25 protein-coding genes and 1 pseudogene are annotated in these 23,909 nt (G+C 44.9%); 19 read left to right on the top strand and 7 right to left on the bottom strand.

Features of this window, described 5'->3' with window-relative positions; translation table 11 throughout:
• The 4 genes and pseudogenes from G614_RS31775 to G614_RS0118265 all read left to right on the top strand — a co-directional run.
• A pseudogene (locus G614_RS31775) lies at positions 1-261 on the top strand (IS630 family transposase); the annotation flags it as partial.
• A 102-nt stretch (positions 262-363) separates the two neighbouring features.
• Positions 364-1,980 carry a S8 family peptidase gene (locus G614_RS28015; RefSeq protein WP_080664552.1) on the top strand — a complete coding sequence of 539 codons (1,617 nt, stop codon included), beginning with the start codon at positions 364-366 and terminating at the stop codon, positions 1,978-1,980.
• A 143-nt stretch (positions 1,981-2,123) separates the two neighbouring features.
• A complete protein-coding gene (locus G614_RS0118270; RefSeq protein ID WP_027643105.1) occupies positions 2,124-2,603 on the top strand; it encodes a helix-turn-helix domain-containing protein in 480 nt (159 codons plus the stop codon).
• Positions 2,604-3,038: 435 nt separating this feature from the next.
• Entirely contained in the window at positions 3,039-5,156 is a 2,118-nt protein-coding gene (locus G614_RS0118265; RefSeq protein WP_162142774.1) for an N-6 DNA methylase, read from the top strand.
• Positions 5,157-5,216: 60 nt separating this feature from the next.
• Here G614_RS0118265 and G614_RS0118260 read toward each other — a convergent pair whose 3' ends face one another.
• From G614_RS0118260 to G614_RS0118230, 7 genes are read right to left on the bottom strand one after another with little or no spacing between them, the layout of a single operon-like run.
• Entirely contained in the window at positions 5,217-6,089 is an 873-nt protein-coding gene (locus G614_RS0118260) for a hypothetical protein (protein ID WP_027643103.1), read from the bottom strand.
• Positions 6,090-6,108: 19 nt separating this feature from the next.
• Positions 6,109-6,759, bottom strand: coding sequence for a DNA-3-methyladenine glycosylase family protein (locus G614_RS0118255; RefSeq protein WP_027643102.1), 651 nt, complete (start codon positions 6,757-6,759; stop codon positions 6,109-6,111).
• A gap of 11 nt (positions 6,760-6,770) precedes the next feature.
• Positions 6,771-6,974 carry a helix-turn-helix domain-containing protein gene (locus tag G614_RS0118250; RefSeq protein ID WP_027643101.1) on the bottom strand — a complete coding sequence of 68 codons (204 nt, stop codon included), beginning with the start codon at positions 6,972-6,974 and terminating at the stop codon, positions 6,771-6,773.
• Positions 6,975-6,994: 20 nt separating this feature from the next.
• Positions 6,995-8,797 carry an AAA family ATPase gene (locus G614_RS0118245; RefSeq protein WP_027643100.1) on the bottom strand — a complete coding sequence of 601 codons (1,803 nt, stop codon included), beginning with the start codon at positions 8,795-8,797 and terminating at the stop codon, positions 6,995-6,997.
• 2 nt (positions 8,798-8,799) lie between these two features.
• Complete coding sequence (locus G614_RS0118240) at positions 8,800-9,246, bottom strand: ABC-three component system middle component 2 (RefSeq protein ID WP_027643099.1); 447 nt, start codon at positions 9,244-9,246, stop codon at positions 8,800-8,802.
• On the bottom strand, positions 9,239-9,943 hold the full coding sequence (locus tag G614_RS28010) for an ABC-three component system protein (RefSeq protein ID WP_049948082.1): 705 nt from the start codon (positions 9,941-9,943) through the stop codon (positions 9,239-9,241). The genes G614_RS0118240 and G614_RS28010 overlap by 8 nt, the downstream gene beginning before the upstream one ends.
• 13 nt (positions 9,944-9,956) lie before the next feature.
• On the bottom strand, positions 9,957-11,456 hold the full coding sequence (locus G614_RS0118230; protein WP_027643098.1) for a hypothetical protein: 1,500 nt from the start codon (positions 11,454-11,456) through the stop codon (positions 9,957-9,959).
• A gap of 466 nt (positions 11,457-11,922) precedes the next feature.
• Between G614_RS0118230 and G614_RS0118225 the strand changes: the two genes are divergently transcribed.
• The 15 genes from G614_RS0118225 (at position 11,923) to G614_RS0118155 (ending at position 23,841) form a co-directional block, all read left to right on the top strand.
• The gene (locus tag G614_RS0118225) at positions 11,923-12,450 is read left to right on the top strand and encodes a hypothetical protein (protein ID WP_027643097.1); all 528 of its coding nucleotides are present in this window, start codon (positions 11,923-11,925) and stop codon (positions 12,448-12,450) included.
• 65 nt (positions 12,451-12,515) lie between these two features.
• Entirely contained in the window at positions 12,516-12,878 is a 363-nt protein-coding gene (locus tag G614_RS28005; RefSeq protein WP_155245077.1) for a DUF4406 domain-containing protein, read from the top strand.
• Positions 12,871-13,494 (top strand): hypothetical protein, encoded by a 624-nt coding sequence (locus G614_RS0118215; RefSeq protein WP_207637853.1) that lies wholly within the window; start codon positions 12,871-12,873, stop codon positions 13,492-13,494. Before G614_RS28005 ends, G614_RS0118215 begins: the two co-directional genes overlap by 8 nt.
• Positions 13,494-15,842, top strand: a complete 2,349-nt coding sequence (locus tag G614_RS0118210) for a virulence-associated E family protein (protein WP_027643095.1) — start codon at positions 13,494-13,496, stop codon at positions 15,840-15,842. Before G614_RS0118215 ends, G614_RS0118210 begins: the two co-directional genes overlap by 1 nt.
• 147 nt (positions 15,843-15,989) lie before the next feature.
• Positions 15,990-16,271 carry a VRR-NUC domain-containing protein gene (locus tag G614_RS0118205; protein WP_027643094.1) on the top strand — a complete coding sequence of 94 codons (282 nt, stop codon included), beginning with the start codon at positions 15,990-15,992 and terminating at the stop codon, positions 16,269-16,271.
• Entirely contained in the window at positions 16,252-17,604 is a 1,353-nt protein-coding gene (locus tag G614_RS0118200) for an SNF2-related protein (RefSeq protein ID WP_027643093.1), read from the top strand. The genes G614_RS0118205 and G614_RS0118200 overlap by 20 nt, the downstream gene beginning before the upstream one ends.
• Positions 17,601-17,822, top strand: coding sequence for a hypothetical protein (locus G614_RS0118195; RefSeq protein WP_027643092.1), 222 nt, complete (start codon positions 17,601-17,603; stop codon positions 17,820-17,822). Before G614_RS0118200 ends, G614_RS0118195 begins: the two co-directional genes overlap by 4 nt.
• On the top strand, positions 17,819-18,214 hold the full coding sequence (locus G614_RS28000; protein WP_207637852.1) for a DUF1492 domain-containing protein: 396 nt from the start codon (positions 17,819-17,821) through the stop codon (positions 18,212-18,214). Before G614_RS0118195 ends, G614_RS28000 begins: the two co-directional genes overlap by 4 nt.
• 172 nt (positions 18,215-18,386) lie before the next feature.
• Positions 18,387-18,752 (top strand): HNH endonuclease signature motif containing protein, encoded by a 366-nt coding sequence (locus tag G614_RS0118185; RefSeq protein ID WP_027643091.1) that lies wholly within the window; start codon positions 18,387-18,389, stop codon positions 18,750-18,752.
• A 193-nt stretch (positions 18,753-18,945) separates the two neighbouring features.
• Positions 18,946-19,479 carry a P27 family phage terminase small subunit gene (locus G614_RS0118180; protein ID WP_027643090.1) on the top strand — a complete coding sequence of 178 codons (534 nt, stop codon included), beginning with the start codon at positions 18,946-18,948 and terminating at the stop codon, positions 19,477-19,479.
• Between the two features lie 114 nt (positions 19,480-19,593).
• A complete protein-coding gene (locus G614_RS27995; protein WP_155245076.1) occupies positions 19,594-20,292 on the top strand; it encodes a hypothetical protein in 699 nt (232 codons plus the stop codon).
• 79 nt (positions 20,293-20,371) lie between these two features.
• Positions 20,372-21,625 carry a site-specific DNA-methyltransferase gene (locus G614_RS0118170; protein ID WP_027643089.1) on the top strand — a complete coding sequence of 418 codons (1,254 nt, stop codon included), beginning with the start codon at positions 20,372-20,374 and terminating at the stop codon, positions 21,623-21,625.
• Positions 21,626-21,807: 182 nt separating this feature from the next.
• A complete protein-coding gene (locus G614_RS0118165) occupies positions 21,808-22,557 on the top strand; it encodes a hypothetical protein (RefSeq protein ID WP_027643088.1) in 750 nt (249 codons plus the stop codon).
• Complete coding sequence (locus G614_RS0118160) at positions 22,541-22,759, top strand: DUF4314 domain-containing protein (RefSeq protein ID WP_027643087.1); 219 nt, start codon at positions 22,541-22,543, stop codon at positions 22,757-22,759. Before G614_RS0118165 ends, G614_RS0118160 begins: the two co-directional genes overlap by 17 nt.
• A 140-nt stretch (positions 22,760-22,899) precedes the next feature.
• Positions 22,900-23,841 (top strand): amidoligase family protein, encoded by a 942-nt coding sequence (locus tag G614_RS0118155; RefSeq protein WP_027643086.1) that lies wholly within the window; start codon positions 22,900-22,902, stop codon positions 23,839-23,841.
• Positions 23,842-23,909 lie beyond the last annotated feature (68 nt).

Here is a 23,909-nt window from a genome sequence, read left to right as displayed (position 1 = left end):
CAGATGTTGTCCGGGATTCGTGTAGGCTCGAAAGAGGAACTAAAGGAACGGATTTTGAAATACTTTGAAGAAATCAATGAGGTTCCCGTCCCCTACAAATGGAAATACCGCTTGGACACGATTGATCTTTCGGAAGAGGATGTGGGCACAATCGTCTATGAAGTTGTAAATGCGAAAGCAGCAAGTCCTGAAAACCAAGGGAAACGTGCGCCCAAAGCACGGACACGTAAGCCAAGAAATCAGATTACTACCAATGCTTAAATTGTAAGCTTATTTAAATCGAGTTGTACTAGCAACTGTGACTTAGAAGAAAATGCAGAAGAAATAAGTAGCGAGTCTCCGATTCTGGCTCTTTTTGATGGAATGCCAATTCAAAATCATAAGTTGTTGAGAAATAGATTATTGGTAGATGATCCTGATGAGTATGAAAAGGGATATCTTGAAAAGTATAGATGTCATGGAACGGCAATGGCATCACTAATGATTTATGGTGACTTAAATGCAATTCATGAAAGACATACAAGGAAAATTTATGTGCGGCCGGTCTTAAAGCCATATGAGGATTTTTGGGGTGGATCACAAGAAAAAGTACCGGATGATGTTATTTTTGTAGATGTAATACATAGGGCAGTGAAAAGAATTTTTGAAGGAGAGAATGGTGAGTCAGCGGTTTCACCAGAGATAAAAGTAATCAACATGTCTATCGGTGATCCGGTTAGACAGTTAACAACTATCATGAGTCCTCTTGCAAGGTTGTTAGACTGGCTGAGTTTTAAATATCAAGTTTTATTTATTGTTAGTGCAGGAAATCAAAATAGGGATGGATTAGATTTAGATATTAAATTTGATGAATTCAAGAAATTTTCTTTAAAAGAGAGAGAAGCTCTTATTTTTAATTATATAAAAGAAAATAATAGAAATTTAAGAGTATTGTCCCCAGCAGAAAGCATTAATGCATTAACGGTTGGAGCAGTCTATCAGGATGAATCTGAATTTACAGAAAATAATTTGCAGATAATGGCTGTAGAGGAAGGGTTGCCGAGTCCTATATCTTCTTTTGGGTTAGGGTATAATAATATGATAAAACCCGATATATTTTATTTTGGCGGTAAAAAACCCATAATTCGTAATGTGAAAAATGATGGTTTGAGATGGGCATTTGGTGGAAGAATTCCTGGAATAAAAGTTGCTGCTCCATATAGTGATGGCACAGAAAGTGGGTGTGCATATTCTTTTGGTACGAGTGATGCTGCAGCCCAGATTACTCATCAAGCCGGCAGATGCTACAATGTTTTAACGGAGACTTTTTTATCTGAAACCAATAATGAGATACCACGTGAATATGCAGCAATTTTGATTAAGGCTATGTTAGTGCATGGAGCAACATGGGAAACTTGTGGTAAAAAAGTAGCCGAATTATTTGGCGAATCCGAAAAAAGATTGAAAAAATGGATGGGATATGGAATACCTAATGTGGATAGAGTTGTCGAAGGGACTGATAAACGAATTACATTAATTGGCGTGGGAAAACTTCAACAAGATAAAGCACATGTATATAGTTTGCCATTACCGTTTGAATTTGGAACAAAAATGATAAAACGTCGGTTAACTGTTACAGTGGCTTATTTTGCCCCAACTGTACCAGGAAAGCAGAAATATCGTTCTAATCAAATTTGGTTTGAAATCGAACAAAACCATGATCTTTTTACAAGCCGTCAAAATACGGATTGGAATAGTGTAAGAAAAGGAACTATACAGCACGAGATATTTGTTGACAATTCAATTATAGTATGGGATGAAAATGAGGATGTTAAAATAAAGGTTAACTGTAAGAAGGATGCAGAGAATACTCGTGTAGATATTCCGTATTGCATTTTTGTAACGTTTGAAGCAATTGAAGGTCTTGGAACAGGAACAGATGTATATAAAACTGTTGCTGAAAGAATTAGACAAAGAGAAAAAGTTACTCCTTCAATATGATAAATTAAATGTAAAAAATATATTTAAAACAGTAGGCGGATGTACTTGAGATGCTACTTAAATAATTGCAAAAATGTTTAATTATTACTTGACATACCAGTTTTATTGAGTGATTACTATCAACACGAAAGGAGTGATCACTTATGAGAGATGAAGAAAGAGAAGCAATAGAAAGGCTGCGTGAGTTGGGATGGGGGTATAGGAAAATAGCAACAGCCCTGGGGCTTTCAAGAGATGTAGTGCGGAATTATTGTAAAAGAATAAAGATGGCAGGTTATATTGTCGACACTGAAAAAATTCTTTGTTGCCAAAATTGTCATAAGCCATTATCGCAATCAAAGATCGGTAGGAGACGGAAGTTCTGTTCCGATAAGTGCAGACGAGAGTGGGGAAGCACTCATCCAAAAATCTATAAGCATGATTGCCAATTTTGTGAGAAAAAATTTGAAAGTCGTGCTTCCAGGCAAAATTATTGTAGCCATAAATGCTATATTCGCGACAGATTTTGGAGACAGGAAGATGCAGAGGAAGTAATGGGACTTTTGAAAAAAGGAAAATATCCGGAAAAGATTCCAAAATGGATCAAAGATATGCTGTTAGGAGAATCGGAGCAAGGCCAATAATTTGGTGCCTTTGGAATGTTGGAATAGACGGGGTAAATGCCCATCCCCCTTATGGTGATAAAAAACAATTTAGCATAAGGGGACACTAATGCTAAATAGTATGAGAAATAACTTTCACCGCATGTGGAGACGGTGGTATTGATGTCACGGGAGTAGAGGCAAAAGTAAAGAAAAACGCTTGAAATAAAGGGATTCCGAGAGATTGCCTGAATGAGGGACATCTGCCGTTATCCCTTTTTTGCTGTCTGCGACAATAGTTCTGACTACTGTAAAACACGTGGGCGAGGCTGAACAACTACTTTTTTGTTGGGCGAGACTACAGAACTGTTTTATAGAAAAAGCATAAATAGGTTGAAAAGTGGATGGGAAGATGTTATAATAATTACATGACGTGTAACAATAATGAGACGCAAACAATATGCACGAGGTGAGCGAATGGATTATATGCTTGTACACAATATGGTAACATCCCTAGTAACAGTTGTAAGACCCGAAGAAATTGCATTAAGAGCAAATGTTACTCTATCAACAGTTAATAGATGGATTGCAAAGAAAAGTAATCCTCAACCGAAACAAGAATCTTTACTTCGAGAGATGTATTTAGAATACTTTCCAGGAGGAAATAATTCAGTGCGAAATGCAGAACTGGATAAGTGTTTGACTCAATTAAGAGAAATATTCCATAAATCATCAAGGCTGTCTTCAAGAAACGAGGCTCTTGAAGAAATAGCAAAATTGTTTTTCGCACATATAACATCCATAATACAGCACGAAACAGGTATTTGCTCAAAAATAATTACTGTAAAAGGTAGAGAAGCTGAGACGCTTATTGAATTTGTTAGTAGGCAGTTTCATCTCTATTTAGGAAGGGATAATCGAATTGATTCAACATTTGAATTGAACCTAAAAAAAACAGAGAATCAATTTGCGTATGAAATAATAACGACATTCGAACGTTATTATTCAGATGCGAGTGCAATTGAGGCTCTTAAAGGAACAGAGGTATTAAATGAGATTTTCGGTAAGTTCCTTGCTGATTCATTTGTTGATGAAAAACAACTTGGCCAGTACCTAACACCGCATGAAGTAGTTGATTTTTCCACCGAATTGCTGTTTTCAGAATTACAATTAGAAGATATCACAGACAATGAGTTCGGGGTAGTTTTAGATCCATCTTGTGGGATAGGCTCATTTCTTGCTTCGTTTATTAATAAGGCATATAGGGACAGTATTAGTGGAAGTAAGCGTTTTGATATCAATGAATTTATTGAATCAAAAGTAATCGGAATTGATAAAAGCGAACGAATGATAAAACTGGCACTGATTAATCTAGCAATGTATGGATGCGCTAACATCAATATGTATTTAAGAAATGCTCTGGGGTCTAAAGATCTTAGCTTGGATGGAAATGTATCAGTAATAATGACGAATCCTCCGTTTGGAGCTGAATTTCCTGCAAAAGAAATAGAGGATTTTAGAATTGTGAGTGAGTGGTCAGAAAAAAAACCCAAGAAAGTAAATTCAGAAATACTATTTATAGAAAAATATCTGGATTGGCTGAAACCTAATGGCTTTCTAATCTGTATTGTTCCAGATAGTATTTTAAATAATAAGGGAATATATCAAACTCTTAGAAATGGAATATCAGATGATATATCAATAAAAGCCGTGATATCACTGCCATCAAATACATTTGCTACTACGGGAACAGAAACAAAGACATCTTTGTTGTTTTTGCAAAAAAAGAAGTATAGCGCAAATGAAAAAACTTATTTAGCAATTTGTAAAAATATAGGATACGATGTTGTGACGTCAGGTACACATAAAGTAAAAAAGTATAACAGTAATTCTGATTTGGACGGAATATTACAGGACTATTGTCAGGGGACAAGTAATTATGGGGAGTGGATAGTTGGCATTAACGAATACTCTCGTTGGGATGCTACTTATCATGCATCGATTTCTAGCAGATTTACTGTGTTTGCGAATGAGCAAGGGCTTTTGCGTGTTAAAGATGTTGCGAAATTATCGCGGGAAAGATTTAATCCTGCCCGTTATGAAGCAGATAGAGTTTTTAATTATATTGAAATTTCAGACATTGATTCTATACAGATGAGAGCATATGGAAAGGAAGTGCGGTGTGAAGAAGCACCTAGTAGAGCGAGGAAATTAGTACATAGCAATAATATTATTTTTTCTACGGTAAGACCAGAAAGGGGTTCAGTTGCAGTTATAGATGACACCCAGGATAATTATGTATGCACAACTGGATTTGCAGTTTTAGAAACGAAAACTATAGATCCGTTGGTACTAGCATATTTGTTGCAATCAGAATTTGTTATACGACAAATAAGTAAATATGCAATGGGAATTTCTTATCCAGCAATAGATGAAAACGACCTAATGGAAATATACTTACCAATTAAAAACGATGACACGAAAATGTATGATGAAAAGTCAGCAGAACTTAAGAAGAAGGAGTTGGAGGTGATAAATCTTCGAAGAGAGTTTAAACAAACAATAAATTCTAATCTTATGACGATGAGTTTTTAATTATTGAAGGCAACAGATAGCCTTCTTCCAAGGTATCTGTTGCTTTCAATGCAAAAATATCTATACTTCCCATACTCCATCTATTGAATCAAACCATTTGATGTTATCAATTTCGCATAAAGGATTTTGCGTAACATATTCTGGAAAACCAGTAGCATGGGGGAGCCCGTGGATTGGATCATCAAATTCCGAGATGGATTTTGCAAAAGCGAAATCCATAGGGTTACCTGTTCTTAAAAATAAACTTACAGCGAATATGTCTTGGGTTTCAAATTTACAGCTACTGGTTTTATATCCATTGTTCTTACTATGTATAAGACGGGCAAACCTTGTGTCAGTTCCCCAAATTGATTTTACTTCGATCTTTTTGGAGATACCAGCCTTTTCAAATTCGAAATCATAATTATAATAAGTACGAAGGTGTTTAGCACAATCTTCAGGCATTCGTCTAACCTTATAACCAGCAGCTTTTGCCATTTCAGCAAGATTATGTTCTTCAAGAGCACTTAGAATTTTTGCAGATGCACCATATTGATCGATTTCCAAATAGTTATCCGATTGCAGTTTGCTAAGAGCATCTACCAGATCAACTTTAGAAGAATTTCCTGTATAAATCTCACCATGAGCAATGCCAGCAGTATAGTCAACATCTATTATGCGACCTTTAGCAATTTCGGTCCATACTCCTGTGCCTAAAGCATATTCTTTTGACACAAATTTACCAGTTCTCCCGACTACCATTAGTTCATAATAGTCATCATTTAATTCAATATCAAAAGAGGCTCGCCAATGCTGTTGACCAGGAACCTTAAATACAGTAGGGTCTATAGACTTAATTGGTACTAATAATGGGCATAGGATGCTTTGGAGTGAATCAGGCGTCATTCCATAATAGCGTTTACTAAGGTTTTTGTAGAGTTCTTCGTAATCCATTTTTTTAATCCTCCTCGTATTATTTGAATAAATGGAATTCTTTTTTTGTAAGCCCCGAATCAAGTGCACGATATAGATATCGGGCTGCTATGGAAGAATAGGGACTCCATTTTTTACATTTCTTTTGTATCGCTAATGGTGATAAATCATCGGTCTTATATGCCCATCTGTATGCTTGCAAAAAGGCTCCATCTTCGTAAGGAAGAATGTCTTGTCTATCCAGAACGAAAATCAGATACATTTTTGCGGTCCAATTTCCGATACCTTTTATGGACGTAAGCTCATCAATAATTTCTTGATCTTTCATTACAGAAAATTTACTGAGGTTAAGATCACCGGAGATTACTTTGGTAGTTATGTCACGGATATATCCAGTTTTTGCTGTTGAAAGACCAATTCCCTTTATTTGATCATCTGACAACAAGGCAACACGTTCTGGAGCGATTTTTCCATCACATAAGTTTACCATACGATCGGAGATGACATCAGCAACATTATTGGAAAGCATCTGTCCAATAATGTTATAGATCAAATGAGCATAAGCATCTGCTCCATGAGGAACATAAGTAATAGGACCGATTGTCTGGATGATTTTCTTCATTCGTTTACATTTTTCACATAAGTATTGGACAGAAGGTGTGTCCATATCAAGTGTTATAACATCTGGCATGATGCAACTCCTCAATCATCTATGGTCTCAAGAATATCTTCAATATGGCAGTTAAGCGTCTCACAGATTTTCAAAAGAACATCCGTGGTGATATTGCCGCCTTTGCCGAGCTTGGCTATTGATGCGGCGCTGATACCGGCCGCATCTTTCAATTGCATCTTTGTCATATTCTTATCAATGAGCAACTTCCACAACTTGTTATAACTGATTCGCATAGTTCCTCCTTGTAATTCGTCTACTGAACATCAAGCAAAAATCCATATCTTCCAGGTTCAAGTCCTTTTGTAAAGGTGATGACGTTTGCGCCGGCCTTTTCATACTCGAGCTTCGGAATGTGCCTTATGTTTTCCAGGATTATGATCTGACCATCATGTTGATGGCTAATAAAGAAGTTAAACAAGGCTGTTCGCATGCTTTCTGGTGCCGCATCGGATACACCCTGGTCAAGACCAAGAAGTGGAGTATCGATTACGACAAAGCCAGGGTCATAGGTTGCATATTTCTCCATATAACACCGGAATACAACGGCAACAATACTGTTAAGAAAGGAACAGTATCCCTGTCCATTGATGTCGGATTTTTTATGACCATTGACTTCAATATCGAAGTCTTTCATATTAAACCGAGCTGTGGTCAGATTCTCGTATGCACATTCAATCAAAGCCTCTTTGAGCATTTTGTCAATGCGCTCCTGGAAAATATCATCGAAGTACTCTTTCGGATGATACTCAATATATGATTCATCTTCGCTGGGCAAATCTCGCAGATCCGTTTCCCAACTTGAAGCAAAACCATCAATTACCTGAAGCTCTTGTTTGATCTGTATGTAAGTGCGATACCAATTCAGAGATTGTCTTAATGCATCTGCTTTAGGCTGCAGTTCCTTTTCGATCATGGTTTCGATGCTATCTCTTTTAGCTTGCAGTGCTTTGAGCTTTTCGTCTATTTCACTTTTTTCCTGATTAAGATCGTCCTCCGTTTCTTCGAGGCCATTCATCTGAAGCAAGATCCGATCCAGCTCTGCTTGTGCGGATTCGATGTAGGTCTTTTTATTACGTAAAGGCAATTTCCCGTCACAGAATGGACAGATTTTGTTTTGAGGCACATGACTTATTTCAACTTCGCCGTTTACGATGAAGGAGAGCCTCTTAATATCGGAGACGTATTGTGTTTTGAGTGAAGCATAGCGTGATTGTAGAAGATCACATTCAGCCGCTCTGCTTTGAAGTCGAAGAATCTGGCTTAGCAGATCACGACTCTGATCGACAGCGTCGGATATTTGAGTCTCAGTATTTTGTAGGCTATCAATTATATCCTGCATAGCTTGTTCAACATCAACGCCATTAAATGCATCAAGATTCTTTTGTAAATCTTTTTTCTTATCTGCTGCAGACTGAATCTTTTTATTTACATATTCTTCAACAGCTTGTTTCCGGGCTACTCGGATTTCTTTCTTTGTTTTAGCATCGGCTTCTGCAAAGTCTCTGCCTGATAGCAAAAACAGAAGGGCTGAAAGTAGCGCGGTCTTTTCCGTTCCTTGTTCAGGTTCAATAACTGAGGTTTCCTTTGCTATTTCGCTGACATGGAATAGGAGTATATGTAGAAAAGTTCTCCAGGTTAGTCTCTTTTTATCAAAATTTTTATTCTTTACAATTTGATGCTCACCATCAATCCCGATTGAGCTAAGTAAAAGATCGCTGAGGATTGGTAATGGTTCTTTTTTCTTTGTAGGATTTAGATCATAAGTACCGCTATCAAAGCCTTGAACATCTGTTACTATTTCAACCTGATTCTTGCCCAAGACCCGAGTAATTATTATATTGCCCTTTCCGGTATGGATGGACATTTCGATTGTATCGTAGCCCAAACTGTCATCAAAGGGTTTTGCCTTGCTACCAAAGCAAAAATCGATGCATTTGATAATACAGGTCTTACCAGTGTTTGAGCGGCCTTGAATGATGTTCAATCCAGGACGGAGGGATGAGTCTTGCTTACCACTGCCTTTTGCAGTGACTTTTGTTATATAGAATTCACCCATTGCTACCTCCTTAATGCTCTCACTGCTGCTTGATTAATTGTTTTTATGAGTTCCGTATCTGTGTTTTTTCCATATTTCTTGTGCACAGCATTTACGATCTCCAGGTATTGCGTTTTGTAATCAGATTCAAGCGATTCCACGTATTTTTTCCCGGAGGCGGTCAAAGAATAGAGAAAACCATCTCGATTACGATTGACGGATATCAATCCGTCGAGAACGAATGATTTCACACCTTCTGCGCAAGTGGCTCTCTTGGAAGTTAGCTCACTGAAGCTAAAGTGATTGATGCCATGAAGATTCTTCTCTGATACACCTAAGTCGCTACCGTAAATCGTTATAAAATCATATGAGGTAATGCGGTCGATTGTCATTCCATGATTTTGAAATGAGTAGAGAATTAACATGACTCGCAATCCTGTTTCAAAGGGTGTATTGAAAAGATCATTCATCGATATTCACCCACGACTTTATAACCTCGTCGTTTACCAATATATGGCATACGCCTTTCTTTTCTAAATTCCCTATGAGTCCAACTATATTCATTAGAGCGGACTTTGTAAGGGTTGTATTCGTTATTTTTTCGAGGACTGCTTGTAGTCGATCATAGCCAGTGAGATGCCGATCATCATAATAGGTCGTCGATATTCCATCAAAAGCATCAGTCTTAAGTGCTTCAAACTGCTGCTTGCCATCTGAAAATACTTCCCGCACTGATCTTTGAACACTTACGGCACTATAATATGCTTTTCGCTGGTCTACATAATTCCTGCGCAGTCCTGGAGATAGGGCGTCAATCATATCAGGCGATACAGCCTTGTTGATTTTTTCGGCGTATACCTCACAAAGAGCATTGATATAAGGCAATTCGTGAGGGGTAATAGCACTCCGAGGAATAAGTTCAACTGGCAGTTTTACTGTTTCATTACCAAGGAAAACCGTTCTTGTCATGCTATCATAACGAGTAGGCATAATAGGAACATAAGGCTTGCCATCTTCATCTTTAGATGCCGAACCTTGATTCCCGAACACATTTACTTCAACGTTTAGATTATCAATATGATCCGCATGAAGTGATCTATCGCCGTACTGGTTTACTTCTGTTATTGGAGCAATACTGTCCGGCTTTTTTTGTAATTCATCTGCCATTCTAATCCCTCCATTACAGTTTCAGATTTTCCACATGATCAATATGCACGGGATGGTCGCCGTACTGATTCACAACAGTTTGATGTACAACAGCATCTTTTGCATCCTTCTGAGGTTCCGTGTCTGCATTATCCGTTTCAGCAGTGGTGTCCTCGGCGGGAGTGCGGTCCAGTGCCGGCGCTGGCCACAGCTTCAAATAAAGGTCGCGGAGTTTGCATCGCAGTTCATAGGACTTTGGACGCAGTTCGTTACAAAGTCGGTTGCCTTCTTCGATAGAACTGTTCCTAAATATAAGCCACTCCCCGTTAGCGGCTTTCAAATATCTATCCGAGATGTAATACAAGTAGTCGGACATGGTTTGCAAAACATCCCGTATTAGCATCTGCTTGTCCGGGTCTTGGATTTTCCGGATTTCAAAATTCCACTTTCTGATCAAATAATCCATCTGGTCAGGAAAATATATTGAAATGGGTTCTGCAGTCGGATCTTTTTCAATGCAGTATTGCAAAATGCGATCACTTTCGGTTTTGAACATATAATATAGATCTTCACTGGCCGCAGGCTGTTGGTTCTTCTTCTCGTCACTTCTGATTTTTTCTGCCATCTTGTGCTCTTGCACTTTTGCTGCAGCAGCGATAGCAAGCAAGGGTTTGGCCATCTGATCTGCATCGGGAAGTTGAGCTTTCTGTGCTTCAAGTATCTTTATTAATGGCTGAAGCGATCTCATCATACTCTCAGTGATTACTTCATGGTCACTGCATTTATCCTCACCGTCATCTTCAGAAGACACAGGAGATGTAATTACATCATCTTCAGCTTGAGCAATGACATCAGAACATTTAACAGGGAGAGTTAAATCAACGGAAACGTTCATGGGGCTAATGTTGTTACCGATGGTGCTCTTAAACTTCCACTCGGCTCTTGAGCTGGACTGAGAATACCAAGTCTCAAATGTTGGTCTCCCAGATTCACAATCAGGGCAGTTCATTACAACATAGTGAAGTACACTGAGTAAAAATGGCAGAAAGAGAATAGAGTCTGCCTTATGGAGGTCACTTGATTTCAATGAGTCTGCATAGTTGATTGCAATTTCTATATCAAGCTGCTCCTGTTGTATGGTTTCAATAAGTGCACGTACAAGCCATTCGCACTTAGTTCTATTTAAATATGTGTCTATAAACCCTGACATTCTTTTTAGAAGGTCGGGGTCTTTTCTTTTGTACTGAGAATCGAAAGCAGACTGAGTAGCTGGCTCCGTAAAAGGAACATAGCCACCAGTGCTGTCTTCACACTTCCTATAATTCGTTGCGCATTTTTTTAAAGTGGTTCCGGCATAAGCGGATAGATCTTCTCCAGTAACAACTTTTATTAGTCCTGCGTAAATACCCGGAATGGTAAGACCATCCGAGCCGCCTTTTAATTTATCTTTTGCTTTACGACGAGGCTTTTTGGCTTCATATAGTAAGCCGAAGAGTATGCCACCGCAAAGGTGTGGAATCTTGGTTGGGGCCATCTCTATAACCTCCTTCAAATTAGTAACCTTATACCACCTTAGTAACCTCAAAACGCTTATATCCCCTGTTGACGAGAACCTTATCTACATTAAGGTGAAAAGTAAAGATGTGGGAGATAGACCTGAAAATTACACGGGAAATATACACTTTCTTTATTCTATCATGCATCTGTGAAAATTTCTACCTCTTTTATGAAAGGTAGAAATGCAAAAATAAAATTATTTCTGTGAAAACGGATATTCTCTCCATCTAATTATTAATCTCAATTGTCCGAGATGGCCATTAGGACGATGGGATGCATAGAGAGTTTAGGCAGCGGTAATAAAGACCGCTCCGGAAACGAAGATGCACCCACCGTTAGATTTCTGCGCCCATTTTCGGATTTTCAGGAGTCTGTGGACATCTTCACCACAGGCTCTTTCTGCGTTCCATCGTTCGCGGTCGAGGACGGAAAGGAACGCAGACATGAAACTGAAGATTCGTTACGAGAACGAGTACCAGACAATCACGCTGGACGCAGAAACAACGGAGGAGTTGTGGGTATCCCTCTCACTTGAAGGCGAGGGATTATCGCAGGAGGAGCGAGAAAAGCTGATCCAGGAGGAATGGGAGAAGCAGTTCAATCGTCCGGATTATAACTGCTGGCATAAATTCTGGCGGCATCACGGCGAGTCCAAGGCGAAGCCGGGCGATGAAGAAGATGAGGTTGATACCTCCGAGCCGCTGATGGATGAAGTGGCGGATGATCGTATTTTCAGAAAGGACGAGCTTGGCCGTGAAGAACGTGAAAGCTACGAGGCAGTCTGTCAGCTTGTCAGAGAAGCCTGTGGCAAGAAGGCTGACTGGGCAGAGATGTTCATTGCTATCCGTATTGAAGGTGTAAGCATTAACGATTATGCCGACCAGATTGGAGCCGATTTGAGCAACATCAGTCACAAGTTAGACCGTGCGGCAAAGAAAATCGAAAAGTTTATGCAGAATCGTCAGATTTGACTGCCTGCCGGGGCTACCTCTTAGAGGCGTAGCCTCGGCAAATTATTTATAAGGAGGCAGTTGATATGTCAAACAAACCAAAAAACCGGACATACAGACCGCTTGTCTATATCTGCAGCCCACTGTCCGGCGATGTACCTGGAAATACGGAGAGGGCAAGGAAGATTTGTAGATTCGCTCTGGAAAAAGGACAGATTCCGCTTGCTCCGCATCTTATGTTTCCCCAATTCGTAAATAATAACGATCCGGCCGAGCGTGAGCTTGCAATATTCATGGACGTGATCCTTCTTGGAAAATGCGACGAGCTTTGGGTGTTTGGAGACCGTATTTCAGAAGGTATGGCTGTTGAGATAGAAATTGCAAAGAAGCGCAGACAGCCAATCCGTTATTTTAGCAGCAACTTGGAGGAGGTGTCCGAGCATGAGTGAGATTAGAGCAATCCAAACGGAATATAAAGGATACCTCTTTCGATCCAGACTGGAAGCGAGGTGGGCCGTATTCTTTGATGCCTGCGGTGTGGACTGGGAGTATGAGCCTGAAGGTTATGACTTGGGTAATGGACTTTACTATCTGCCGGATTTTCTGCTCCACGGTGTAACTGTAAATCACGGGTATTTTGAGAAGAACTGCAATATCTTCGTTGAAGTTAAGGGTCAGATGAACGATGTCGATGCGGAAAAGATAAACCGTTTCTATGCAGCAGGATATCCGGAGAATAACGGATTGGGTGTTTCGCAGACAGCGGTTTTGGTAGTTGGAAATATTCCCGCTGGTGATAGTATGGATGAGATATTAGATTGCTTGCAGACCGCAGCCTACCGTGACCATCATAACTGGCCAAACTTTTATAACTTCGAAACGGTCGATGGCGATTATTTTGGGGCATATCCCGGTGTAGACAAACATGGTGTTTTTAATCTGTTCGGCGATGACTGCAACTATCTTTGGAGTATGAATGCGACAGCAACAGAACATGCCTATCGCTTAGCAAGGCAGGCAAGGTTTGAACATGGTGAAACTCCCAGGGTAAGGAGGTTCAGATAATGCGGGATTTATCGATAGCCTACGGGAATAATCGCCAGGCAAAGAAATGGGTCAATAAGACCACGAAATATGCAGATTTAAAAGAGCGTCTCAAAGTCACGATCCGCACAACAGAGTCGGCTGAAGAATACGCAAAAATGAGTAAAGCCCAGAGGGATGCTGCCAAAGACCACGGTGGTTTCGTTGGCGGCGTCCTGGCCGGCGGCCGCAGAAAGGTAGATACGGTTGAGTCCCGTTCTATGATTGCGCTGGACGGGGACCGTATTGATACGGCATTCCTTGATAACTATGAAAGAAATGCTCCCTATACATCTTTCCTTTATACAACACACAGTCATACAGCGGATAACCCGAGGGTACGCCTAATTTTTCCGCTGATACGGGACATCACCTCGGAAGAGTTCGTGGCAGTGTCCCGATACCTGGCGCAGATGCTTGGTATCGACTATTTTGATGAATGCTCCTATCAGCCCAATCAGCTGATGTACTGGCCGTCCTCTCCTCAGAATGGCGTATTTGTATATAAGGAAGTGGAGAAGGACTGGCTCGATCCGGACGATATCCTGTCGGCGCACCCGGAGTGGACGGACCCAACAAGGCTGCCAACATCCTCCCGTGAGAGCAAAGCAAACCAGGTTTCACAGCAGAAGGTGCAGGACCCGCTTGAAAAAGAAGGTACGGTCGGGCTCTTCAACAGGGTCTTCTTCCCTGTTTCAAAAGCCTTGGATAATTTTCTTTCGGATGTCTATGAGCCAACTGACAACGAGAACCGTTATCACCTGATTGAGTCGAGCAGCATGGCGGGCGTGGAGATCAAGGATGATAAGTTCGTATATTCCCACCACGCGAAAGACCCGGCGTATCTCAAACTCTGCAATGCCTTTGATATCGTCCGTATCCATAAATTCAGCGACATGGATGACAAGGCGTCCTTTCAGGCAATGTGCGATTTTGCCATGCAGGTGGATGATGTGAGGCTCCTTGCAGCGAATGAGCGCCTTGCCGGAGCCGAGGCAGATTTTACTGCCATCGGGGATGATGACTGGAAGAAGCGCCTCAAGTTCCAGCCGAGAACGAGCCTTCTGGAAAACAGCGTCTATAACTTGAATCTCATTCTTGCCAATGATCCTGATTTCCAGAACTTTGCTTATAACGAGATGGCAAACCGCATCCAGGTGACAGGACCGCTGCCCTGGGAGCGGCCGGAGGGCAACGCTTTTTGGCGGGAGGCGGATACGGCGCAGCTGAAGTCTGTGATTGATATCCGTTATCTGCCGTTCTCCAGCCGGAACCATGATGTGGCATTTATCAAGACCGCCGATGACAGGCATTTCCATCCCATCCGCGATTACCTTGACAGCCTTCCTGTATGGGACGGCATTGAACGGGTGGAAGATCTGTTTGTCCGGTATCTGAAGGCAGATGATACTGAATATGTCCGCACGGTCACGCGGAAAACATTTGCTGCAGCGGTAGCGCGTGTCTATGCTCCCGGCACGAAGTTTGACTGCGTTCCCGTGCTGGACGGTTACCAGGGCATCGGAAAAAGCACCATCGTGAAAGACCTGGTCACGCCGGATTATTATTCTGAAACGCTGTCCCTTACCGACATGGATGACAAGTCTGGTGCAGAGAAGCTGCAGGGCTTCTGGGTGGTGGAGATTGGAGAGCTTGCCGGGATGAAGAAGGCAGATATTGAGAAGGTCAAGGCATTCCTGTCCACCTCAGATGATAAATACCGTCCCTCCTATGGCAAAGTGGTGGAATCGCATCCGAGGCAGAGTATCATCATCGCTACGGTCAACGGTGAGAGAGGGTATCTGCGCGATATCACGGGCAACCGCCGCTTTTGGATCATCAAAGTGCATCAGAAAAAGCAGAAAAAGACATGGAATTTCGACGAACAGTTCCGGCAGCAGTTCTGGGCAGAGGCAAAGGAGATCTGGAAGTCCGGCGAAAAGCTGTATCTGGAGGGGGACATTCTCGAAGAAGCAGAAGAGGCGCAGCGCGGGGCTATGGAGACGGACGAGCGCGTTGGCATGATCGAGGAATACTTAAATACTGATCTGCCAGATGACTGGGCGGAAATGGATCTTTTGGCCCGCAGGAACTTCCTTATGGGTACGGAGTTTGGCAGACCGGAGCACGATGGGAAGGCCATCCGTACCGAGGTCAGCAATGCGGAGATATGGTGCGAGTGCTTCGGAAAGAGCCTGCAGGAGCTGAAGCCTTCCGACAGCTATGGGATTGCGGCGATGATGGCGCAGATTCCCGGCTGGGAGCGGACTGCTGTGATCCGGCGTCAGCCCATATACGGCAGGCAGCGGCTTTACCAGAAAACTATGTAAGCGGGACACACACAACACAACTGTTTCCCTTATATTCAAAACGTTTTTTATAAGGGTCAGTAATGAAAACCTGAGAGCGCGCACCCGCGATAGTAAATATAAGGGAGCAGTTGTGATTTTGTGTTCCTGTGTCGTATGGAGGCAAATATGAACGAAAAACAGATTGAAAGAAAACTTGTGGAGGCAGTAAGGTGTGCAGGCGGTCTTGCGCCGAAGTTCGTAAGTCCCGGTTTTGATGGCGTGCCGGATCGCCTGATCCTCTTCCCTTCCGGGCGCATGGCGTTTGCGGAATTGAAGAGTTCCGGCAAAAGGATGCGTCCCCTGCAGGTCAGGAGGAAGAAACAGTTGGAGAGTCTCGGCTTCCGGGTTTACTGCATAGACGGGACGGAACAGATTGGAGGTGTCATTGATGAGATACGAGGCACATGATTATCAGAAATACGCCATCGACTTTATCCTGACACATCCGATAGCGGCTGTGTTTCTGGAGATGGGGCTTGGTAAGAGCGTGGTCACGCTGACGGCACTGTTTGATCTCATTCTGGATCAGTTCCTTATCCGAAAAGCGCTGGTAATCGCGCCGCTGCGAGTAGCGAGGGATACTTGGCCTTCGGAAATAAAGAAGTGGGATCACCTGTCGGGGCTGACCTATTCTGTGGCAGTCGGAAATGAGTCAGAGCGGAGGACGGCATTGATGCGGACAGCGGATATTTACATCATCAACCGGGAAAACGTGGACTGGCTGATCACAAAAAGCGGCATTCCATTTGACTTTGACATGGTGGTGATCGATGAGCTGTCATCCTTCAAATCTCATCAGGCAAAACGGTTCAAAAGCCTGCTGAAAGCCCGACCATACGTGAAACGGATCGTAGGACTTACCGGAACGCCGAGTAGCAATGGGCTGATGGATTTATGGGCGGAGTTTCGGCTCCTTGACCTGGGACAGCGGCTCGGAAGATACATCTCCCATTACCGAGCAGCCTATTTTATGCCGGACAAGCGGAACGCCGAGGTCATCTTCAGTTATAAGCCGCTGCTGGGTGCGGAGGATGCAATCTACCAGAGGATATCCGACGTGACCATTTCCATGAAATCCTGCGATTACCTGAAACTGCCGGAATGCGTGATCAACGAAGTGCCGGTCGTCATGGATGATAAGGAAATGGCGGTGTATGACCGATTCCGGGAGGACATGGTGACAAAGATCAGGGATAAGGAGATAGACGCCGCCAACGCAGCAGTGCTTTCCGGCAAACTCTTGCAGATGGCAAATGGCGCGGTCTATGACGAGGAGAAAGTCAGCTGCCATATACACGACTGCAAGCTGGATGCACTGGAAGAACTGATCGAAGGCGCAAATGGCAAGCCCGTGCTGATCGCCTACTGGTATCAGCATGATGCCGAGCGTATCAGGGCAAGATTCCCGGTCAGGGAGATCAGGACATCCAAGGATATCGAAGATTGGAATGCGGGAAAGATTTCTGCGGCAATCATCCATCCGGCATCGGCGGGACACGGTCTGAATCTGCAGGCGGGCGGCTCCACGCTTATATGGTTCGGGCTTACATGGAGCCTGGAACTGTATCAGCAGACGAATGCAAGGCTCCACCGGCAGGGACAGAAGGACACGGTCGTAATCCACCATATCATTGCAAAAGGTACGATTGACGAGGACGTCATGAAGGCGCTGCGGAAGAAAGAGAAGACCCAGGATGCACTGATCAATGCGGTCAGGGCTAACCTGAAGGTGGGGCGATGACTGCTCCTTATGAAAATCTTGCCCAGGCGGTGATTTTGCAGGCAGTGAAAGACTACCGCACGGCGAGGAAGGAACTGAAATATCATCCGAAGAACAAAGACACGAAGCTCATGATAGAGGATTGTGAGAGGTTCTTTCGTTCCGAATGGGTCGGAGTGCTGACATCAGTGGATGGACAGATGCTCCTAATAAGATTACAGGAGGAAAAACTATCATGACAGCAAAGGAATATTTACGGCAGGCATACCGCCTGGATCAAAAAATAAGCAGTAATCTGGAGGAGGTGGCATCGCTTCGAGAAATGGCAACAAGCGTATCCTCCCCACAGCTGGCTGAGCGGGTACAAACTTCAGGAAATACAGATGCGCCGTTTGTGCGGGCTTTGGAAAAGATCATGGATCTTGAGGAGCGGATCAATAAGGAAATCGACCTTTTGATGGAGCTTAAGAAAGAGATTCGGGCGGTCATTACAACGGTTGAGGACACGGATGAACGTATGGTTCTTAAATACCGCTACGTTCATAACTATACCTGGGAGCAGATTGGTAATGAACTTCATGCCGATGCGAGAACGGTACGCAGATGGCATGGGATTCGTTGCAGCATATAATTTTACCGGATGATTTCATTACGATATGAAATGCGCTCGAAATGTCCAGGTTTGTCCTAAGACGCCCATGTGTACATTATGATATAGTAAAATCAGCAAAATAAGATGAGTCGAACCTCACGGGAGCAATTCCGTGGGGCTTCTCTCATGCCTGGAAAGCGAGGTGATTTGTATGCCGAGAAAACCACGGCGCGGGTGCGCTTACAGTGGATGCCCAAGGCTTGCTGTCGAGGGCGGTCAGTACTGCGAGGAGCATCAAAAGCTTACCGCGCAGCAGTATAACAAATACACACGCAGTCCCGATACGAACAAGAAGTACGGCAGAGCCTGGAAGAGAATCCGCGACCGTTACGCTGCGGTGCATCCCTTATGTGAGCGGTGCCTTAAGGAAGGTCGGCTGACTCCCGTGGCGGAGGTACACCACATCCTCCCCATTTCCCAAGGCGGCGATCATCGTGAGAGCAATCTCATGTCGCTCTGCCAGTCCTGTCACACCAAAATTCATCTTGAAATGGGCGACAGACAGATTCGCAGCTGACCGGGAGGGGCGGGTCAAATCTCTGCATGAGTGTCCTCCGGGGAACGGCGTGGGGTCACACGCACAAAAACCGGAAATCAAACGGGGGATTGCCCTGTGAAGGATCCCGCTGAAATAAAGGCTTTCAAGGCGCTGCAGCGTTTGATTTCCGTAGCATTTTTTTAAACGAAATCAAAGAAACGGGGTGGAAACAGTGGCAAAAGACGGCAGCAACCGCGGCGGTGCAAGGCCGGGGGCGGGGCGCAAGCCCAAGGCGCTCACGGAGAAGATTGCTGAAGGCCGGCCAGCGGAAGTCATGATGGAGCCTGCCGAACTGGAAGGCGTGGATGTGCCGCCCGTGAAGGACTTCCTGAAATCCCCGCAGAAGAGCGGGCGGGAGCTGGTGGCGGAGGAAGTGTACCAGGAAACCTATGTCTGGCTGAAAGCGAGGGGATGTGAAAAGCTGGTCACCGTGCAGATGGTGGAGCAGTACGCTATGAGTGTATCCCGGTGGATTCAATGTGAGGAAATTGTATCTGCCACAGGTTTTTTGGCAAAGCATCCGACAACGGGAGCTGCTATTGCATCTCCTTACGTTGCCATGAGCCAATCCTATATGAAACAAACCAATTACTGCTGGATGCAGATATATCAGATCGTGAAGGAGAACTGCTCGGTGGAATTTCAGGGGAATACACCGCAGGATGACGTGATGGAGCGTCTGCTCCGCGCAAGGAAGAACGTATAGGGGTGTTTGTAAATCTGCAGGTACGTGGAAAATTTTTTGTTAAGGTCTTGCTTATTATCCTACAAGTGGTATACTATAATGATTTAGCAAAATTCTGTTAAATGGGCGGACGGATTGGGAAAAAGTGAAAAGGAGAACAGGACTATGCAGCATGATTTTCATTACATTTCCAAACATGACCCAAGGGTGCAGGAAGCCTACAAGGACATTCAGGAGATTCTCAGGGAGGTACAGGACTCATTAAGACAAAAATTTACGTTCAGATTTGATGTTGTGGGCAGTTACAAAAGAAACATGATTACATATGATGCCAAATCAAACGTAGGGTATGACTTTGATTTTAATATCGAGGTCAATGACGATGATGAAAAGTACACGCCAAAGCAACTGAGGAATATGCTTCAGAAGGCGATAGGTGATGCCTGTGTTAAATACGGTTATGACTTCCCGGAGGATTCAACGCGCGTCCTGACAATTAAGAAAAAAGATAGGAAAAAGTCTCGTATAATCCATAGCTGCGACTTTGCTATCGTGAATAATTACATTGATGATGACGGGGATGAGCGCCAGGAATATATCCGTTTTAATAAGGCGAACGGAAGTTATGCATGGTGTGAACAGCAAAATGGGTATTATATGTTGCCAGATAAGGTTCGCTGGATTAAGAAAAATGATCTGCAGGATGATCTGCGGGATTTATACATTGAGAAGAAAAATAAAAACAATGATCCGGACGTGCATTCAAGGACTATTTTTGCTATTACAGTCCATGAGGTGTGTCAGAGATCCGGCTTTTATGAAGATGGGAATTAAATAAGATGTGGCAATTGAGTTTATGCCGTCCAGCAGGGATGTTGGGCGGTTTTTCTATGCAGTTATTTGGAGGCGGAAAATGAAGACTACGACTGATATGCAGCTTGTCTCTGTTAGTAAGCTGATACCTTATGTGAATAATGCGCGAACACATTCGCCGGAGCAGATCACGAAGCTACGCTCATCTCTGCGGGAGTTTGGATTTGTGAACCCGGTCATCATTGATAGGGACTTCAATGTCATTGCGGGGCATGGCAGGATCATGGCGGCGAAGGAGGAAGGGATCGCAGAGGTTCCATGTGTGTTTGTGGACTATCTGACGGAGGCACAGAAGAAAGCCTACATTTTGGCGGACAACCTCATGGTGTTGGATGCCGGGTGGGATGAGGAACTGCTTCGTATCGAGATTGAATCTTTGCAGGGTGCGGATTTTGATGTGTCCCTGACAGGCTTCGGTGCGGATGAGATTGCAGACCTTTTTGCCGGGGACGGCGAAAAAAATGTGAAAGATGACAGCTTTGACCTTTCTGCGGCATTGGAGAAAGCGGCATTCGTGGAGCGGGGTGACATATGGACGGTGGGCAGGCACAGGCTGATGTGCGGCGATGCCACCAGTGCGGAAGATGTGGCGGCGCTCATGAATGGGAAGAAAGCGAACCTCATCGTGACGGATCCGCCATACGGGGTATCTTTCAAGAGTTCTGGTGGTCTGACCATCCAAAATGACAGCATGAAGGGGGATGAGTTCTACACATTTCTGTACAATTCGTTTGCCTGTATGGTTGAGCATCTGGAGAGCGGCGGCGTAGCATATGTGTTCCATGCGGACACGGAGGGGCTTAATTTCCGTAAGGCATTTGTGGACGCTGGATTCCACCTCGCTGGGGTGTGCATTTGGGTGAAGAATTCTCTGGTGCTTGGACGATCAGACTATCAGTGGCAGCATGAGCCGGTGCTGTACGGCTTCCTGAAGAATGGCAAACATTCATGGTATTCAGACCGGAAGCAGACTACCATCTGGAATTATGACAAGCCGAAGCGGAACAAGAACCATCCGACTTCTAAGCCATTGGATCTGCTTGGCTATCCCATCTGCAATTCCTCCCAGGAGAACGCTATTGTGCTAGATACTTTTGGCGGGAGCGGCTCCACGATGATGGCGTGTGAGCAGACGAACCGTATCTGCTGTATGATGGAGTTGGATGAGAAGTACGCATCTGTCATCCTGCGGAGATCTGTGGAGGATACCGGGGATTCAGAAAATGTGTACGTGGTACGGGATGGGGAGAAGATCTCATATTCTGAGCTGGTGAAAGTGGTGGAGGTACAATAGGTATTCCACATAAGATGTAAGGCTATGGAATTACGCTTATGAATGCTTATTTCGCGTTTGCAGGTATTGTGTATTACTCCCAATTCATGGACTTTTTATTGTGACATTTTTTCTGCAGTTTTCCTTGCTATTTCCACCAGTTAGAGCGATTAATGTAGTACCACAAAAAGGAGGGCAAAAGCATGGAAAAAAGATACAACGTGACAGGAGAACGCAGGAAAGAGATGGTGGAGGTTATTTCCGGGCTTGTCGGGATGAAGGCTGTCTACATGAGGATGCCAACCTGCGCATACGCCATCAGCAATTTTACAGTCAGCAAAGAAGGAACGCTGGTCTGGGATGAACGCAGCAGCGCGGAGCTGGTGGAAAAGGTCCTGATAGGGATGGAGCAGGCGGGGTTCACGGCGGAGCCGGAGGAAACCGCAGAGGCACAGCCGGAAACTTCCACGGAAGGAGCGGCAGGGGAAGAAACCATCACGGAAGAGCCGCAGGAGGCGGGCATCGGGTTTACGGTGGCGCTGCCAAGGGAGTTCTTCACGGACGCCGCACTGGAGAACCTGCAGAAACTGGTGGACGCCAAGGCAGCCCTGATCAAGAAGGCGCTGGCGGTCGAAAGCCTCCCGGTGGAGACGGACGGGGAGAAGGTTTCCTTCCCTTGGTTCGCAGACGGGCAGGACGGGGACTCGGCGAAGGCATACACGCACTTCATCACCGCCCTCTGCGATATGGCGCGGAAACAGAAGCGCGTCACGGCAAAGGAGAAGCCTGCAGACAATGAGAAATACGCTTTCCGCTGCTTCCTGCTCCGGCTCGGCTTCATCGGGGAGGAACACAAGGGCGAGCGGAAAATTCTGCTGAAGAACCTGTCCGGAAACGGCAGCTTCAAGAGCGGGGCAAGGAAGGAGGCATCCAGTGATGAGATTTCCGGATAGGCAGACAGTGGAGCGAGTCCGCAGGGAGTACCCTGCGGGGACGCGGATCCGGTTGGTAAAAATGGATGACTGCCAGGCGCCGCCGATCGGGACGGAGGGCGTGGTGGAAGGTGTGGACGATATCGCTTCTTTGATGGTCTGCTGGAACAACGGCAGCCGCCTCCATGTGATCTACGGCGTTGACGAAGTCCGCAAAATATAGCTTCCGGACGCCATAAACTACACAAATTCCGGCATCAAACATTGTGTAGTTTATGCCCGTAATTGACTTGCTATTATCCCCTTTTAGAGCGAACATGTGTACTACCGAAAGGGAAAACACGCAAAACGGAGGTAAAAGGGATGAACGAAAAAATGGCAAGGCAGATCGCGGAAGCAAAGAAGCAGACCATCGGGGTGGAGATAGAGATGAACAGCATCGCAAGGAGCAAAGCGGCGAAGATCGCGGCGGGATTTTTCGGGACCGGGAGGTACCAGGACACAGCAAGGCGGAACGGCTACTGCACCTGGAGTGCATGGGATGCGCAGGGCAGGGAATGGAAGTTCCAGAGGGACATCAGCATCGCGGGGCCGGACAGCGAGAAATGCGAGCTGGTGACGCCGATCCTTACCTACGCGGACATTGAGACCCTGCAGGAACTTATCCGGCAGCTCCGGCACGCCGGCGCAAAGAGCGACGCGGGAAGGGGCTGCGGGGTACACATCCACATCGGGGCAAAGGGCCACACGCCGCAGAGCCTGAGAAACCTTGCCAACATCATGGCGGGCCATGAGAGCCTGATCGCGGAAGCCCTCGACCTTGACCGGGGCAGGATGAGCCGCTACTGCCGCACGGTAGACCCAAGGTTTTTGGACCAGCTCAACAAAAAGAAGCCCCAGACGATGGCAGATCTTGAGGACATCTGGTACACGAGCCACGGCTCAGGGTACAACCGCGGCACCCATTACAACGACAGCCGCTACCATATGCTCAATTACCACGCCACCTTCACGAAGGCCACGGTGGAGTTCCGGCTCTTCCAGTTCGATGCCCCGGCAGACGGGAAACGCAACGGCCTCCACGCCGGGCAGCTCAAGGGGTACATCCAGTTTTGCCTCCTGCTCAGCCAGATGGCGAAGGAAGTAAAGAGCGCAAGCCCGAAGCCGCAGCAGCATGAGAACCCGAAATACGCCATGAGGACATGGCTTCTCCGGCTCGGCTTCATCGGGGACGAATTCAAGACCGCGAGGGAGGTTCTGACCCGCCGCTTAAGCGGGGACGCATCCTTCCGCAACGGCAGATAGACCGCAGGACCCAGCCTCCTGCCGCCTTACCCAAGCCGCCTGGCAGCGGCCTTAAGGCAGTAGAAGGG

This window comes from [Clostridium] clostridioforme AGR2157 (genome assembly GCF_000424325.1).
GTDB lineage: Bacteria > Bacillota > Clostridia > Lachnospirales > Lachnospiraceae > Enterocloster > Enterocloster clostridioformis_A.
This window is presented reverse-complemented; position numbering and strand designations above follow the sequence as displayed.